At 64.8% G+C, this 13645-nt stretch carries 14 protein-coding genes and 1 tRNA gene; 5 read left to right on the top strand and 10 right to left on the bottom strand.

Features of this window, described 5'->3' with window-relative positions:
* The first annotated feature begins 31 nt into the window (after window positions 1–31).
* The 3 genes from ABE485_RS10855 to ABE485_RS10845 all read left to right on the top strand — a co-directional run bounded on the left by ABE485_RS10855 (window position 32) and on the right by ABE485_RS10845 (window position 1888).
* On the top strand, window positions 32–220 hold the full coding sequence (locus ABE485_RS10855; RefSeq protein WP_346515305.1) for a hypothetical protein: 189 nt from the start codon (window positions 32–34) through the stop codon (window positions 218–220).
* A gap of 106 nt (window positions 221–326) precedes the next feature.
* Window positions 327–929 (top strand): hypothetical protein, encoded by a 603-nt coding sequence (locus ABE485_RS10850; protein ID WP_346515304.1) that lies wholly within the window; start codon window positions 327–329, stop codon window positions 927–929.
* Window positions 930–961: 32 nt separating this feature from the next.
* Window positions 962–1888 (top strand): alpha/beta hydrolase, encoded by a 927-nt coding sequence (locus tag ABE485_RS10845; protein WP_346515303.1) that lies wholly within the window; start codon window positions 962–964, stop codon window positions 1886–1888.
* A 64-nt stretch (window positions 1889–1952) separates the two neighbouring features.
* Here the strand turns inward: ABE485_RS10845 and ABE485_RS10840 are convergent, their stop codons facing one another.
* From ABE485_RS10840 to ABE485_RS10830, 3 genes are all read right to left on the bottom strand, one after another.
* On the bottom strand, window positions 1953–2363 hold the full coding sequence (locus ABE485_RS10840) for a VOC family protein (RefSeq protein ID WP_346515302.1): 411 nt from the start codon (window positions 2361–2363) through the stop codon (window positions 1953–1955).
* Window positions 2364–2503: 140 nt separating this feature from the next.
* On the bottom strand, window positions 2504–3604 hold the full coding sequence (locus tag ABE485_RS10835; protein ID WP_346515301.1) for an NAD(P)-dependent alcohol dehydrogenase: 1101 nt from the start codon (window positions 3602–3604) through the stop codon (window positions 2504–2506).
* Window positions 3605–3724: 120 nt separating this feature from the next.
* The gene (locus ABE485_RS10830; protein ID WP_346515300.1) at window positions 3725–4276 is read right to left on the bottom strand and encodes an OmpA/MotB family protein; all 552 of its coding nucleotides are present in this window, start codon (window positions 4274–4276) and stop codon (window positions 3725–3727) included.
* A 145-nt stretch (window positions 4277–4421) separates the two neighbouring features.
* Between ABE485_RS10830 and ABE485_RS10825 the strand changes: the two genes are divergently transcribed.
* Window positions 4422–5504, top strand: coding sequence for a helix-turn-helix domain-containing protein (locus ABE485_RS10825; protein WP_346515299.1), 1083 nt, complete (start codon window positions 4422–4424; stop codon window positions 5502–5504).
* 39 nt (window positions 5505–5543) lie between these two features.
* Here ABE485_RS10825 and ABE485_RS10820 read toward each other — a convergent pair whose 3' ends face one another.
* Together ABE485_RS10820 and ABE485_RS10815 are read right to left on the bottom strand one after the other, a co-directional pair.
* A complete protein-coding gene (locus ABE485_RS10820) occupies window positions 5544–6317 on the bottom strand; it encodes a hypothetical protein (RefSeq protein ID WP_346515298.1) in 774 nt (257 codons plus the stop codon).
* 91 nt (window positions 6318–6408) lie between these two features.
* Window positions 6409–7848 carry a DUF1254 domain-containing protein gene (locus ABE485_RS10815; protein WP_346515297.1) on the bottom strand — a complete coding sequence of 480 codons (1440 nt, stop codon included), beginning with the start codon at window positions 7846–7848 and terminating at the stop codon, window positions 6409–6411.
* A gap of 492 nt (window positions 7849–8340) precedes the next feature.
* Here ABE485_RS10815 and ABE485_RS10810 point away from each other — a divergent pair, with 492 nt between their 5' ends.
* Window positions 8341–8970: a hypothetical protein gene (locus ABE485_RS10810; RefSeq protein WP_346515296.1), complete on the top strand. Its 630-nt coding sequence runs from the start codon at window positions 8341–8343 to the stop codon at window positions 8968–8970.
* Between the two features lie 107 nt (window positions 8971–9077).
* Here ABE485_RS10810 and ABE485_RS10805 read toward each other — a convergent pair.
* The 5 genes from ABE485_RS10805 to ABE485_RS10785 form a co-directional block, all read right to left on the bottom strand.
* Window positions 9078–9151 (bottom strand) — tRNA-Gly (locus ABE485_RS10805).
* Between the two features lie 111 nt (window positions 9152–9262).
* The gene (locus ABE485_RS10800) at window positions 9263–10249 is read right to left on the bottom strand and encodes a Bug family tripartite tricarboxylate transporter substrate binding protein (RefSeq protein ID WP_346515295.1); all 987 of its coding nucleotides are present in this window, start codon (window positions 10247–10249) and stop codon (window positions 9263–9265) included.
* Between the two features lie 145 nt (window positions 10250–10394).
* Complete coding sequence (locus tag ABE485_RS10795) at window positions 10395–11351, bottom strand: hydroxymethylglutaryl-CoA lyase (protein WP_346515294.1); 957 nt, start codon at window positions 11349–11351, stop codon at window positions 10395–10397.
* Window positions 11348–12541 carry a CaiB/BaiF CoA transferase family protein gene (locus tag ABE485_RS10790; RefSeq protein ID WP_346515293.1) on the bottom strand — a complete coding sequence of 398 codons (1194 nt, stop codon included), beginning with the start codon at window positions 12539–12541 and terminating at the stop codon, window positions 11348–11350. The genes ABE485_RS10795 and ABE485_RS10790 overlap by 4 nt, the downstream gene beginning before the upstream one ends.
* Before the next feature lie 125 nt (window positions 12542–12666).
* Complete coding sequence (locus tag ABE485_RS10785) at window positions 12667–13563, bottom strand: LysR substrate-binding domain-containing protein (RefSeq protein ID WP_346515292.1); 897 nt, start codon at window positions 13561–13563, stop codon at window positions 12667–12669.
* Between the last annotated feature and the right edge of the window lie 82 nt (window positions 13564–13645).

Below are 13645 nucleotides of genomic sequence, written 5' to 3'. Positions count from 1 at the left end.
ACAGCCCGCCCCAGACGGTCCAGGGAGTCAGATGGTTTCGCATATATGGGGTCTGCTGGCCGCCGCCGCGCTGGCGGCCAGCCTTTATGTCGGCGTCAAGCGGCCATTCCGGTTCAAGGACAACGGAACGGGGCCGGACTACCGGCCCTCCGCGGCGGTGTCGGGCGCGTTGATGACGGTTGCGCTGCTGGGCCTTGTCATCGCGTTTACCGTGGACTGACGTGAATCTCCCAGGCACGCCGGAGATAAATTTAGTTGCACTTTATTAGGGACGCAGTACAAGACCGATCGGATAATCCGGGCGCTATTCGAAAAGGATCTTTATTTTGAAGTTGAAAGCTGCACTCCTGATTTCCGCCCTCAATGCCCTTGCAATCGTCCCCGCCCACGCCGAGCCCCAACGCTCGGTCGACGCCCGGACCTTCGATATCGCCGGCGTCAAGACAGGCATGGGCTACGACGAAGCGGTCGCCGCCGCCGCCAGGAATTTTCACGTCGGCAAGAATGAAATCAAGGCGGGATACGCGACGAACAACCTCGTCACGAACACCAAGATGCCGATGAATTTCAGTTATGAAAAGGACGGGGTCAGGCTGGTGGTCCACTTCGAACCGCGCGTGACCGCCGACAACCAGGGTCCTTTGGCCGTGTCCCTGATCAGCTACGAAATGCCCTGGACCCCCGCCAACAAAGACGCCATGGGCCAGGCGGCTCTGGAAAAGTACGGCAGGCAGTCCAACTTTCCCAACAACCTGAATCTGGAGTGGTGCCAGAAGCCCAGTTCCAATCCGGGAATGGGCTGCTCGACCGACATGACGCAGGCAGTCTTGAAATACAGCGGAGTCAGCATTCAACTCCACGATCCGGCCTGGACCAATGCGCGGGTTGAGTTTGTCAATCGGTCGAACTCCAGGAAGCCCAGCTTTTAAGGCTGCGGGATTTCCGCCAACGAAGACTGCACATGCAACGACGCCTTCTGAATGCCTTGCTGATTGCCCTCATCGCCAGCTTCGGCGTCCTTGCGGACCCGGCGCACGCCCAGGCCCCATCGACGCCCACAGTGCAGTCTGCCGAAGGGCGCCCCTACGAGATCGCCGGCAGCGAGGTGTGGGACGTGCCCGACCCGGTCTCGGGCCGCGGCTACCAGGTCTTCGTTGCTTTGCCCCCGTCCTACGCGAAGCAGCCGCAACGGCGCTATCCCGTGCTGTATGTGACCGACGCCGATTACGCGTTCCCGATCATCCGCCAGTTGGGGCGGCGATTGAACGTCGAAGGCCCCCGGATCGAGGAATTCATCCTGGTCGGCCTGTCGTATGCGAAGGGCGAGGACGGCGGGGTCAGCCGCCAGCGCGACTACACGCCCACCCCGAACGGTCCAAGCACGGCACCCGCCAATGCAATCCACGGCCAGGCGCGCGCCTATCAAACGTATCTGCGCGATCAGGTAAAGCCATTCATCGCCGCCCGCTACCGGGCCGACCCTGCCAAGGCAATTTTTCTCGGCCACTCCTACGGCGCCCTGCTTGGAACTCAGATCCTCTTCACCGAACCCGGCCTGTTCAACGGCTATATCCTTGGCAGCCCGTCTCTCTGGTACGACAAGCGGCATGCCTTGAAGCTCGAAGCGCGCTACGCGACGCGACATCAGGACCTGACGGCGAACGTCTATCTTTATGTCGGCGCCTACGAGGCCCTGCGCAAGGGCGACCGGCGCTACAACCAGACCGTGGACATGGTCGCCGACAACCAGGCTCTGGAAACCGCATTGCAGAGCCGAAAGTATCCGGGCCTGAAGCTGAAGTCGGCGGTCCTGAACGACGAGGACCATCTCACCGTCGCGCCGCGCGGCTTCACGCAGGGCCTGAAATATCTGCTGAGCGTACGCTGAACCCGCGCAGGGAACGGACAAATCGTCCCGTCAATCGTGCGGGCGCGCAACGGATGGGCTCGCGCTAGATCGCGGGCCCCTTCAATTCGATCTGATTGCCGTCGGGATCGAAGCAATAGATCGACAGCCCCTCGCCTTCGGCGCCGTATCGCATCACGGCCTTGTCCGCGGCAATGCCGAAAGCGTGCAGATGCGCGAGGATGGCGGTTTCATCGAATGGGTCCACCCGCAGGCAAAAGTGGTCGACATTGCGTCGTTCTTTGCCGGGGGCTCCCCCGCCTGCGGCGCCCAAGGGGCCTTGCACGTCGACCAGATCGATCATGGATCCGCCCGCGCCCAGGTGGATCATGGCGTACTTGTCGTTCTTCTTCTTGATCGAACAGCCCAGCACCTTGGTATAAAAGTCCACGCTGCGCGCCAGGTCCTGCACCCTGAGCACGACATGATCCAAGTGCTTGATCTGAAATACCGGCATGATGCTCCTCCTGGGTCGAAATGGTGTCGGACCGGGCACAGCCCAGTCCGTCCGACACCGTAACGTCCCCAGGCGAATCAGACAAGATTCGTCCGGACGGCAGCGCGCTGGCCCGCTGCCGCTGATGCGCCGTCGGCGCGTCAGTTGGGTTTGATCGCCACCTTCAGCACGTTGTCGCGCTGGTGCGCAAACAGATCGTAGGCCTCGACAATGTCGTCGAGCTTGTACTGATGCGTGACCATCGCGCCAAGATCGACGCGACCGGACTGGATCACGTTCATCAGGCGGCGCATGCGCTCCTTGCCGCCCGGGCACAGCGCGGTGTTGATCTTGTGATCGCCCAACCCTGCGGCGAATGCGCTGACGGGGATCTTCAGGTCTTCGGAATACACCCCCAGGCTGGACAGCGTGCCGCCGGGCTTGAGCACGCGTAGCGCCGACTCGAAGGTGCTTTGCAGGCCCAGCGCTTCAATCGCCGAATCCGCCCCGCGTCCTCCGGTAAGGCGCATGACCTCGTCGACGACATCGCACTCACGGAAATTCAAGGTCACGTCCGCGCCCAGCGCGCGCGAGACCTCCAGGCGATGGGCGTTGCCGTCCACCGCGATGACGGTGGACGCGCCCAGCAGCCTGGCCCCGGCCGTGGCGCACAGGCCGATGGGGCCCTGCGCGAACACCACGACGATGTCGCCGATGCGGATGTTGGCGTTTTCCGCGCCCTTGAACCCGGTGGACATGATGTCCGGGCACATCAGCACCTGCTCGTCGGTCAGGCCGTCCGGCACCGGCGCCAGATTGGCCTGGGCATCCGGCACCAGCACATATTCGGCCTGGGTGCCGTCGATCTTGTTGCCGAAGCGCCAGCCGGCCGTGGCCTGGTAGCCATGGCAGCCGCAGAGGCCCTGCGCGGCAAGGTAACTGCCGTCCTGCGATGCGACGCCGTCCTGGGCCGCATACGAGTTGAAGTTCGGGCAGATCGCGCCGGCGATGACGCGTTGCCCCTCTTGGTACCCGGACACCGCGCTGCCCAGCTTTTCAATGACGCCGACGGGCTCGTGGCCGATGGTCAGTCCGGACGCCACGGGGTATTCGCCCTTGAGAATGTGGATATCGGTCCCGCAGATCGTGGTCGTGGTGATGCGGATGAGCGCATCATTGGGACCGACGTCGGGAATCGGCTTGTCGACGACGTCGATACGGCCCGGTTCAACAAAGACAGCGGCTTTCATCATCATGGCCATGAGAATCTCCTGGAAGCGCTCGACTGAGATTTTCCAGCGTACCGCGTCTGCGCGCCTCCCAGGCAATCCATTGTTTGCGCCATGTCAACGGCAATGGCTTTGCCCGGGGGTCGCGATGGCCTAGGGCCGGCCAGCCGCCGTGATCACGATCTCCACACGCCGGTTCTTGGCCCTGCCTTCGGGCGTCGCGTTGCTGGCGACCGGGCGCGCTTCGCCGAACCCCTGCGCCGAGATCGAGTTCGACGGCACGCCTTTGGAAATCAGGTAGCGCGCCACATTGTCCGCGCGGGCGGAGGACAGCTCGAGATTGGAGGGAAAGTGCGCCCTCAGTTCCGGCCCGATGGGCTCGTTATCGGTGAACCCCTGGACGACGACCTGTTTACCCTGCAGGTTGGAAAGCGTGGGCGCTATCTTGGCAAGCGTCTGCTCGCCTTTGGGACTGAGCCTCCACCCGCCTTCGGGAAAGAGGATCTGGTTCACCATGGTCACCTTCAACTCATTCTGCAGTTGCGTGATCTCCACCCGATCGCCGCTCAATTCGGTCGAGAGCTTCTGGTTGAGGGCGGAATACTCCGCTGCCAACTGCGCCTCCTTGTCGTAGGTCTGCTTTGTCACACAACCCGAAACCGCCAGCACCGCGCACAGCGCCAAGATAGTCTTGCGTAGCCTCATTGCGATCCTCCATCAGTTGTAAGCCAAAAGAATGAGGCGCAGCCTCGCTCCGGCTATGTAATATCCCAAGGCACATCACATCCGATTTCTGCCGGGCCAGAGGCGTAGGCAGGTTCTCGCAACCACATGCGAAGAATAGGCATAAGTGAATAACGTCACCACTCATATGACGCCAATCCTCGGCCGCCCAGACCGGAATTACGGCGCGCACGTGCCTGCGGTGAAATCGGTCATGGTATTGGCCGGGGTGTCCGGACTGGTAAGGGACGCTTTTGGGGACAGCGTCCTGCGCCAGGCCAAGCAGGCGGTGATGCTCGACATCGAAGCTATCGAGGGGCATGAGTGCTTCATCCCCCAGGTCATGGTGACCGATTTTCTCTGGGAAATTGAAAGGCGTTCCAAGGAAGTGAACCTGGGCCTGCTGGCAGCGCCCGTCCTTTCAGTGAAGAACTATGGAAGCTGGGGCAAATATATTCTTGCCGCCGACAGCCTGGGAGAAGCGCTGGCGCGGGCGGCGACGTCGCTGAACTTTCACAGCACGGGCGACAGGATGCAGATCGTGGTCGACGGGGCCATCGTCAGGATCTGCTTTGTTCATGCCACGCGCGGGCGTAGAGGCTATTCGCACGTTGCAAGCGGGACGGTGTCGGTAGTATGCAGCATATTGCGTGCCTACCTGGGCGCGGGCTTTCTGCCACATCGGGTTGAACTGGATGTCCCCCGCCCGCCGACCTGTACACACTTCGAAGATGCGTTTCGTTGCCCGGTCCTGTTCGACGCGCCCACGATAAGCATCTGCATCGACGCGCCGCTGTTGAAGCGCCAGGCGCCGGCGCGCGACCCGCCCGCCCTCATCACCATCGAGGACGTGGCGAGGTCGCTTTCCCAACCTGTCGGCTTGGGCAGTTACCTGGGCGTGGTCGCCTGGCACATTCGCGCCCAGGTCCAGGCCGGTGTCGTATCCATCGACAGTACCGCCAGGGCGATGGGCACCAGCGTGCGCACCCTGCAACGGATACTGCGCCGCGACAACGGCGTCGACTTTCGCGAGCTCGCCAACGCCGTCCGCCTGCGACGGGCCGAAGAGTTGCTTCGCGGAACCACCGTCTCCATTACGCAGATCGCCATGGACTTCGGTTATTCGTCGCCGGCCAACTTTTCCCGCGCGTTCAGGAAGGCAAGCGGCCTGGCTCCGCACGAGTACCGGCAGAAACTCCTGGTCAAGTAGCGCCGCCCCTGCCGCAGCGCCTTGAATCGGGCCGCATCTTCAAAAGCGTATCGTCAAGCCGGCCATCGGGCCTTGCAGCACCGCGTCGAACTTGAAGCTTCCCTGGCTGTAGTCCACGCCCACGGCGCGATAGCCGATGGCCGCCGAGACGTTCTTGCTGATGTTGTATCCCAGGCCCAGGCCCACGTCCCAATCCGCCTCGGCCCCGCCCGCGCCGACCAGGCCCCACCCCGTGATGTAGAACTTCTGGCTAAGCATGTAGTTTCCCCGCACGCCCACCAGGGCATCGACCCAGGTGGCGCCGTCGCTGCGTTTTCTGCCATTCAGGAATGCGCCGTTCAGCGTGACGTCCATGTCGACCGACCAGACCCGCAACCCCGCGACCACGTCCAACTGGTGCGGAGAGTTCTCCAGCACGGAATAGCCCACGCCAAGCAGGCCGGCAAAGGTCGACGTATTCACGTCCGCACTGGTGGCCAGGATGCCTCTCGGGGTGTCTCCCCGGGTGCCGATTTTTGTATAGATCAGGTCTCCAAAGATGCTGTAGCGCCCCTTGCGCGCATCGGCGATCAGCATGGCACCGAAGTCGAGGTCATCGAACAGCTTGTCGAAGTCCGCCTGAATGTCGATGACGGGCAGGCGACGTTCGGAAACCTTGCCGGATAGCCCCGCCGCCCAGAAGTAAGGCGTTACCGAAAAAGACCATTCCTCCTGCGCTGGACTGGACGCAGCGCCGGCGGCCCCGCTTTCGGCCGCGGCGCCGGGCGTCGCATAGGCCAGCCCGCAGATCAAGCAGCTTACGATCTTCTTCATTCGCACTCATCCGATGCGCGGACACGGGGGATGTCATCCGCCGTGTCCGCAGGATCCCGGCCGGTCAGCCTGGCGGTCGTCGATTGCCTGATCAGGTCGTCCGTCTTACCGGCGGTATGGTCCAGGAGCCGTTGATGATCGAAGGATCGCTTTCATTGGGCCAATAGAGCCTCATCATCAGGATGAACTTCCCTTTGGGCGCCGGCAACCAGTTCGACTCCAGATCGGGGCCCGGCGACTCGTTCTGAATGAACAGATCGATCGAGCCGTCCGCCTTCGCCTTCAGCGGCTGGCGGGCGCTGATGGAGTAGCGGTTCAGCGGGTTGTCCACAAAGAAATAATCCGCGTCGTACATCGTCAGCGACCAGAACCCGGCCACGGGCGGCGTAAGCCCCTTCCTGAACGTCAACACATACTTCTCGGATCCGTCGTACGCCCGCTTCACCATGCCGTTGTCGGACCTCAGGGAGGTCGGATAGATAGCGTCCTGCGGGCGGTTGGCGCCCAGCCCGATGGCCGTGATCAGGGCCCGCTGAAGATAGTTGGTGCCGTAAATCCCCGTCTTCGTGGTAAAGCCCCAGCCGTCGATGTCCTGGATGTCGCCGTCGCTATCCTTGAAATGGCCCATGATCCTTCCGAACGCGGCGGGCGGCACACGCTTGGCAAGATCGGCGTCGAACTTGCGCTTGTCGAAGTCCTTGCCGGGCACGATGCCGATCGACGCGAGCTTCTCCAGCATGGGAGCGTCCGCCGCGGAAGGAGGATTGCGTTTCAGCAGTTCGGCAAACAGCGAGAAGTACTCGATCGCGTCCATCCTGTTGACCTGTTCCCGAACCGACATCTTCATATCAATGGCGGGGTCCACCCGTCCCTTGGGCGCCTGCCAATCCTTTCCCCAGGCGCTGAGCGGACACAGCTTCACGTCGTCCTGAAGCTTGTGGACCTTTGCATAGTCTTCCGGCGTTCCCGCGCAGTAGATACGACCCAGCAGCCAGACGATGCTGGTGGGCGACTTGTACTGCGCCATGCCTTGCGGCACCTTGCCCTCCCATCCCGGCCCGGTCACCACGAAAGTCTGCGCCCCGGTGCCAGTCGTGCGCTTGCCGGGCACGTCGAAGACCGTGGTCCAGCCGTCCAGCATCGGGAACAAAGCGTACCGCTCCTGCATGTCCGGCAGGCTTACCACCCAGGGCTCATCGCCCACGTCGAAGAACGCCGTCGTGTAGAGCGTGTCGGCATTGGGCGCGGTCACGTCCCGGAATTTGGCGTCGGGATATTGCCGCAATTTGATCAGTTGCCCCATGGGCGCCCGGGTGCCCTTCGGCGCTTCCACGTTGGTAATGACCCTTCTGGTCAGTTCCATCGTGACAAGGGGATAGGCGTAGACATAGGCGCTGATCGCGGTCGTGAACTGGTCATCTGCCTCGGGCAGATCCGTCACAAGGCCTTCGGCGCCCGCCGATGAGGGCAGTGAGGCCGCCGCCAGCAAGGCAACGCCGGCAGTGTTGAACTTTCGACGTGATAGCTTCATTCGAATGCTCCGACAAATGAGGGGGGGTAAAGCTGATCGGGACAAACTTCAGAACGCATTTCCAAGCCGCGGGTTCGAATGGATTGCTCCGCCCATCCGACGTGAAGCCACGGCACGTTTCATCTACTTTTTTTCTGGATTCGTTCGCCGTTCCACGCGTCCAAGGGATGCGAACCGGGGCGCAATCGCTTGATGAAAAGACTAATGACGCCTTTGGTGCACCGCCACTCATTTTGCGCCAGGCGTGACAAGCGGAAGTCGCGCCCCACACACGGGCGGCGCAAGCGGATGCACTCCACGGGCACGATGGGCCGGCGGATCCAACCGGCAAATGTGGGGGTTTTCGCCAATCAGATTTGGCGTGAAATGAGTCGCGCCGCCGCGGGGCTTGTCGCTACGCTTCTTACGAGGGTGCGGCGACCGTCCCGAATCCTGAAACCCGCAAGCCTTGCCCGAACATACCCGGTTGTCCTGAACAGAGGATTGAATGCCATGCATATCAAAAAGCTGTTGGTGATGATGGTGCTGAGCGGCGTTGGCCTATCGGCGGCGGGAACGAGCTTGGCCCAGGATGCCATTGCATCGCCCGCGGCCAAGCAGATCGGCGTCGGCAAGCCTCAGATCGAACCGGCGCTCATCGTGCTCAACTCTCGCGGCGCCCAGTTGACGGACGGGAAACTCGTTCTGTCGGGCATCTCGGCGAATTCCATCATGTTCGCGGACAGACCCGTCCGAGCGGCAGGCCACGTGCTGACAACGCAGCTGCTTGAAGAATGGGCCTCCGGAAAAGACAGCTTTGCCGCCGATCCCCCCAACGCCACCGTTTCCGTCCTGAGCAAGAACGGAGCGGCCGTCGTTGACGCGGTGGTGACATTGAAGTCCCCAAAGCTCGAAGGCGATAACCTCGTTTTCGCGGTGGAGGTTCTGGAAGGCGACCTGGCGGGCGCGGAAGGCCCGGCATCGATCTTCATCGACATCATCGGCATGCCGTTTACGCCGTTGTCGTTCGCCGGGGTCGCGCGGCGCACCGCCTACCGCAGCGCCTGGTATGCAGGAGCGGCGGCCAGGCCCTATTACGCGCCCCCGCGCTGCGGCTACTACCCGTTGCCGCCCTGCTATTGAGACCGGGCCAAAGAGGCCAGGCCAGGGCATGGATGCCGTCCATTCCGGACGCACAATCGCTCCCGGCAGGCTGCCGGGGGCTGCCGAAATACCAGGGGAATCAGGGATGGAGCGGGTGAAGGGAATCGAACCCTCGTATGAAGCTTGGGAAGCTGCCGTTCTACCATTGAACTACACCCGCTCGGGTGTCGTGCCGCGGCCGTGAGCCGGGCAGAGCCGCGATTATAGCGCGGCTTTTTTCAGGTGGGGCAGCCAGGAACCGCCGCCCCTTTTTGACGCGATGCCGCCGGAATCAGTTCGCCGTGATGTTGGCGGCCTTGACCACCTTGCCCCAGCGGTCCAGCTCGGCCTGGGTATAGGCGCCCAATTCCTTCGGGCCCATGAAGATCGCCTCGGCGCCCTGCTCCGCGGCCTTCTTGCGGAACTCGTCGCTCTTCATGATCTTCTGGATTTCACCCGCGATCTTGTCGACCACGGGCGCCGGCGTGTCCTTGGGCGCGTACATGGCGAACCAGGACGAGACGATCAGGTCGGGGTAGCCGGCCTCGGCGGCCGTCGGCACGTCGGGCAGCGACGGCAGGCGGGTGTTGCCGGTGACGGCCAGGGCGCGCAGCTTGCCGGCGGCGATCTGGCCGAGGAGCGGCGGCGGCGTGGTGATGGTCATGTCCACGGCGCCGCCCAGCAGGTCGTTCAGCGCGGGGCCGGTGCCCTTGTACGGGATATGGGTGATCTGGGTGCCGGCCATCTGGTTCAGGAGTTCGGTGGCAACCTGCTGCAGCGAGCCGTTGCCGGACGAGGCGTAGTTCAGCTTGCCGGGGTTGGCCTTGGCGTACGCCACCAGTTCCTTGAGCGACTTGATGGGCAGGTCGGGACGCACCACCACCACTTGCGGGGCGGACAGCACGTTGGCGACCGGCGAGAAGTCCTTGATGGGATCCCAGCCCGCGGCGGGCGTGACGTGCGGGGTAATCACCTGGAAGCCCGAATACTGCAGCAGCAGCGTGTAGCCGTCGGGCTTGGCGCGGGCCACGGCCTGCGCCGCGATGCCGCCGGAGGCGCCGGGCTTGTTCTCGACGACGACGCTCTGGCCCAGCGCCACGCCCAGCGGCTGGGCGATGAGGCGGGCGGCGATGTCGGTGGTGCCGCCGGGCGCCGCGGACACGATCAGCGTGACGGGGCGGTTGGGAAAGTCGGCCTGCGCGCTGGCGGCGCCAGCGGCAAGGGTCAGGGCAATGGCAGCGCTGGCGCGCAGGGCGAAGGGCAGGCGGGATGAGGCCATGCGTTGTCTCCTGGATATTGTTATCTATGGGGTGGTGTCGGGTACTGCGGGCACTTCAGATGACGCGGCCGCTGCGGATATTCCAGCGACCGCGTGCAAATTCGATACGTCGGCGAACGCGGGTCCGTTCAGACGGGTCAACGCGTCAGGCATTGGCCGCCGGAAACCGCTCGGCCAGCCATGCCGGCGGCGCATGCAAGGCCAGCCGCGGCCCCGCTTGCAGCAAGGCATTGGACAGGTCCCGCTGCACCAGCGCGGGCAAGCCGCGCACGATGGCCAGCAAGGGCTCCAGCGACACGCCGGTCTCCACGCCCATGCAGGCGAACATATGGACCAGTTCCTCGGTGTTGACGTTGCCGCTGGCGCCGGGCGCATACGGACATCCGCCCAGCCCGCCGGCGGCGGCGTCAAAGCGCGTGATGCCGGTCTGCCAGGCCGCGATGGCGTTGGCCAGCGCCATGCCGCGCGTGTTGTGCAGGTGCACGGTCAGCGCGGCGCCAGGCAGGCGCGTCGCGGCCTGCTCGCACAGGCCGGCGACCTGCGTCGGAAACGCCATGCCGGTGGTGTCGCACAGCGTGATGCCGGCCGCGCCCGCGTCGACCAGACGCGCGGCCAGGTCCAGCACCGTGTCCGCGGGCACCTCGCCGTCGAACGGACAGCCGAAGGCGGTCGACAGGGATACATTGCAGGGCGCGCCGGCCTTGGCCGCGGCGGCGAGCACCTGGGACAGCTCGGCGAACGACTGCTCGCGGGTCATGCGCAGGTTGGCGCGGTTGTGCGTTTCGCTGCAGGACATGACCAGATTCATCTCGTCGGTACCGGCCTCCAGCGCGCGCTCCAGCCCGCGGACGTTGGGCACCAGCGCGGTATAGATGACGCCGGGACGGCGGCGGATGCGGCGCATGACGTCGACCGCGTCCGCCAGGGCGGGTATGGCCTTGGGCGAAGTGAAGCTGGTGACTTCGATGCGGGCAAAGCCGCAGTCGGACAAGGCGTCGACGAAGGCGACCTTGTCGTCGGTGGGCACCATGGCTTTTTCGATCTGCAGGCCGTCGCGCGGACCGACCTCGTTGATCTCGATGCGGGCGGGTCCGTGGTTCATGCGATGACTCCCTTGGCGCGCAGCGCGGCGCGCTGCTCATCGGTCAGGCCCGCGGACGCGAGCACGGCGTCGGTGTGTTCGCCCAGCGTGGGCGCGCGTTCGCGCACCGCGCCGGGATTGGACGACAGGTAGGGGAAGACGGCGGGCATTTCGACCTGCACGCCCGCCGCCGACTCGATCGACGTGATGGCGTTGCGGGCGCGGTAGTGCGGATCCTTGGCGATGTCGGCGACCGAATAGATGCGGCCGGCGGGCACGCCCGCTTCCAGCATCGCGGCCAGCACGTCGTCAATGTCGCGCTGCTGCGTCCACGCGCCGATGGCGGCGTCGATCTCGGCAACGCGCCGGGCGCGGCCGTCGTTGTGCGCCAGCGCCGGGTCCTGGCCCAGGTCATCGCGGCCGATGCGCGCCATCAGGCGGGTGTAGATGGCGTCGCCGTTGCCGGCGATGAGCACGTAGCCGTCCTGGCACGGATAAGCGTTGGACGGGGCGATGCCGGGCAGCGACGCGCCGGCGGGCTCGCGCACCGCGCCAAACACGGAATACTCGGGCAGCAGGCTCTCGCTGAGATTGAAGAGGCTCTCGTAGAGCGCGGTGTCGATCACCTGCCCCACGCCGCCGCGCGCATCGCGCTGGTACAGCGCCATCATCACGCCCAGCGCGCCGTGCAGGCCGGCGATGGTGTCGCCCAGCGACAGGCCGGCGCGCACCGGCGCGCGGCCGGGCTCGCCGTTCAGGTAGCGCAGGCCCGCCATGGCCTCGCCGATGGCGGCAAAGCCCGGCTCCCGCGCCTTGGGACCGGTCTGGCCGTAGCCCGAAATGCGCAGCATGATGAGGCGCGGATTCAACTCATGCAGGGCTTCCCACGACAGCCCCCACTTTTCCAGGGTGCCGGGGCGGAAGTTCTCGATCAGCACATCGGCTTCGCGCGCCAGGAGGCGCACGATGTCCTGGCCTTCCTGCTGCCGCAGGTCGACGCAGACCGACTGCTTGTTGCGCGACTGGGCTTCCCACCACACCGAGGTGCCCTCGTGCAGCAGGCGCCACTTGCGCAGGGGGTCGCCCTGGCCGGGCGGCTCGATCTTGATGACCTGCGCGCCAAAGTCCGCCAGGGTCTTGGCCGCGAAAGGCCCCGCAATGAGTTGCCCCAGTTCCAGCACACGAATGCCGGCAAGAATCTGCCCTGCCATATCGCCTCCCAGGCGTGTCCAACCGTATTGATGGACGGCAGTGTGCGCGCAAAGCGCCCGGCAGCGGAATGGACAATCGGGGAAAGGGGCATTCCCGGAACGAGAAACCCCGGGCAAACCCGCCCTCAGTCTTCGCCGCGCAGATGGGCCAGCAGCAGGCGCGCGGCCACGGTCAGGGTGTCGGCGTCGCGCACGCCCAAGAGCAGCCAGCGGCGCGCCCATTCATCGGTCAGCGGAATCAGGCGGATGGGCATGGAGCGCGCGTGCGGCTCGGCGGCGATGCGCGGCAGGATGCCCACGCCGCGGGTGGCGGCCACCATGCGGCAGATGGCGTCGAAACTGCGCACCTGGATGCGCAGCCGCATCGCGCGGCCCATGCGGCCGCTTTCTTCGGACAGGCGGGTCGCCAGGGACGTCGCGGGCGGCAGGCCGACGTAGTCGTACGCCAGCGTGTCGGCGAAGGCCACCTGCGGTTCGGCGGCCAGCGGATGGCGCTGCGGCACGATCAGCACCAGTTCGTCCAGCCGGTACGGAAAGGTGGCCAGACCGTCGGCAGGCGTGCGGTCGGCGAACACGCCGATGTCGGCGCGGTTTTCCAGCACCGCGGTGACGATGTCGCTGCTGTTCTGCTCTTCCAGATCGATGCGCACGGCGGGATGCTCGTCCATGAAGGCGGCCAGGTCCTCGGGCAGGAACTGCGTCAGGGACGAGGTATTGGCGGCGATGCGCACCTGCCCGCGCACGCCCTGCGCAAAGTCCGACAGGGCGCCCGCCATCTGCTCCACTTCCTGCAGCACGCGCAGCGCGTGCACCAGGCAGGCCTGGCCGGCGTCGGTCAGTTCCACTCCGGCGGCGTTGCGGTACAGCAGGGGGCTGCCCAGCGCCGCTTCCAGGTCGGAGATGCGCTTGCTGGCCGCGCCCACCGCCAGATGCGACTGGCGCGCGCCCGCCGAGATGCTCCCCTGGCGCGCCACGGAAACAAACAGGGCAAGCGTGACGAGATCGATGCGGGCAAAGTTCATGAAAAGGGCCTACGGCGCAAAGGGGGCCGGGGCTGAAACTATAGCCGGAGCCTACCGGGATAAATCCGTCCCTATTTTAGTC

The sequence above is a fragment of the Achromobacter spanius genome (assembly GCF_039673305.1).
In the GTDB taxonomy this organism is placed as follows: Bacteria; Pseudomonadota; Gammaproteobacteria; order Burkholderiales; family Burkholderiaceae_B; genus Achromobacter; species Achromobacter spanius_F.
The sequence above is the reverse complement of the archived record's forward strand: the minus strand, read 5'-3'. Positions and strand labels throughout refer to the sequence as shown.

Coding starts and splice junctions, on each gene's coding strand:
- ABE485_RS10810 (WP_346515296.1), top strand. CDS start 8,341: ATGCATATCAAAAAGCTGTTGGTGATGATGGTGCTGAGCGGCGTTGGC.
- ABE485_RS10845 (WP_346515303.1), top strand. CDS start 962: ATGCAACGACGCCTTCTGAATGCCTTGCTGATTGCCCTCATCGCCAGC.
- ABE485_RS10790 (WP_346515293.1), bottom strand. CDS start 12,541: ATGGCAGGGCAGATTCTTGCCGGCATTCGTGTGCTGGAACTGGGGCAA.
- ABE485_RS10800 (WP_346515295.1), bottom strand. CDS start 10,249: ATGGCCTCATCCCGCCTGCCCTTCGCCCTGCGCGCCAGCGCTGCCATT.
- ABE485_RS10820 (WP_346515298.1), bottom strand. CDS start 6,317: ATGAAGAAGATCGTAAGCTGCTTGATCTGCGGGCTGGCCTATGCGACG.
- ABE485_RS10835 (WP_346515301.1), bottom strand. CDS start 3,604: ATGGCCATGATGATGAAAGCCGCTGTCTTTGTTGAACCGGGCCGTATC.
- ABE485_RS10795 (WP_346515294.1), bottom strand. CDS start 11,351: ATGAACCACGGACCCGCCCGCATCGAGATCAACGAGGTCGGTCCGCGC.
- ABE485_RS10830 (WP_346515300.1), bottom strand. CDS start 4,276: ATGAGGCTACGCAAGACTATCTTGGCGCTGTGCGCGGTGCTGGCGGTT.
- ABE485_RS10840 (WP_346515302.1), bottom strand. CDS start 2,363: ATGCCGGTATTTCAGATCAAGCACTTGGATCATGTCGTGCTCAGGGTG.
- ABE485_RS10815 (WP_346515297.1), bottom strand. CDS start 7,848: ATGAAGCTATCACGTCGAAAGTTCAACACTGCCGGCGTTGCCTTGCTG.
- ABE485_RS10855 (WP_346515305.1), top strand. CDS start 32: ATGGTTTCGCATATATGGGGTCTGCTGGCCGCCGCCGCGCTGGCGGCC.
- ABE485_RS10785 (WP_346515292.1), bottom strand. CDS start 13,563: ATGAACTTTGCCCGCATCGATCTCGTCACGCTTGCCCTGTTTGTTTCC.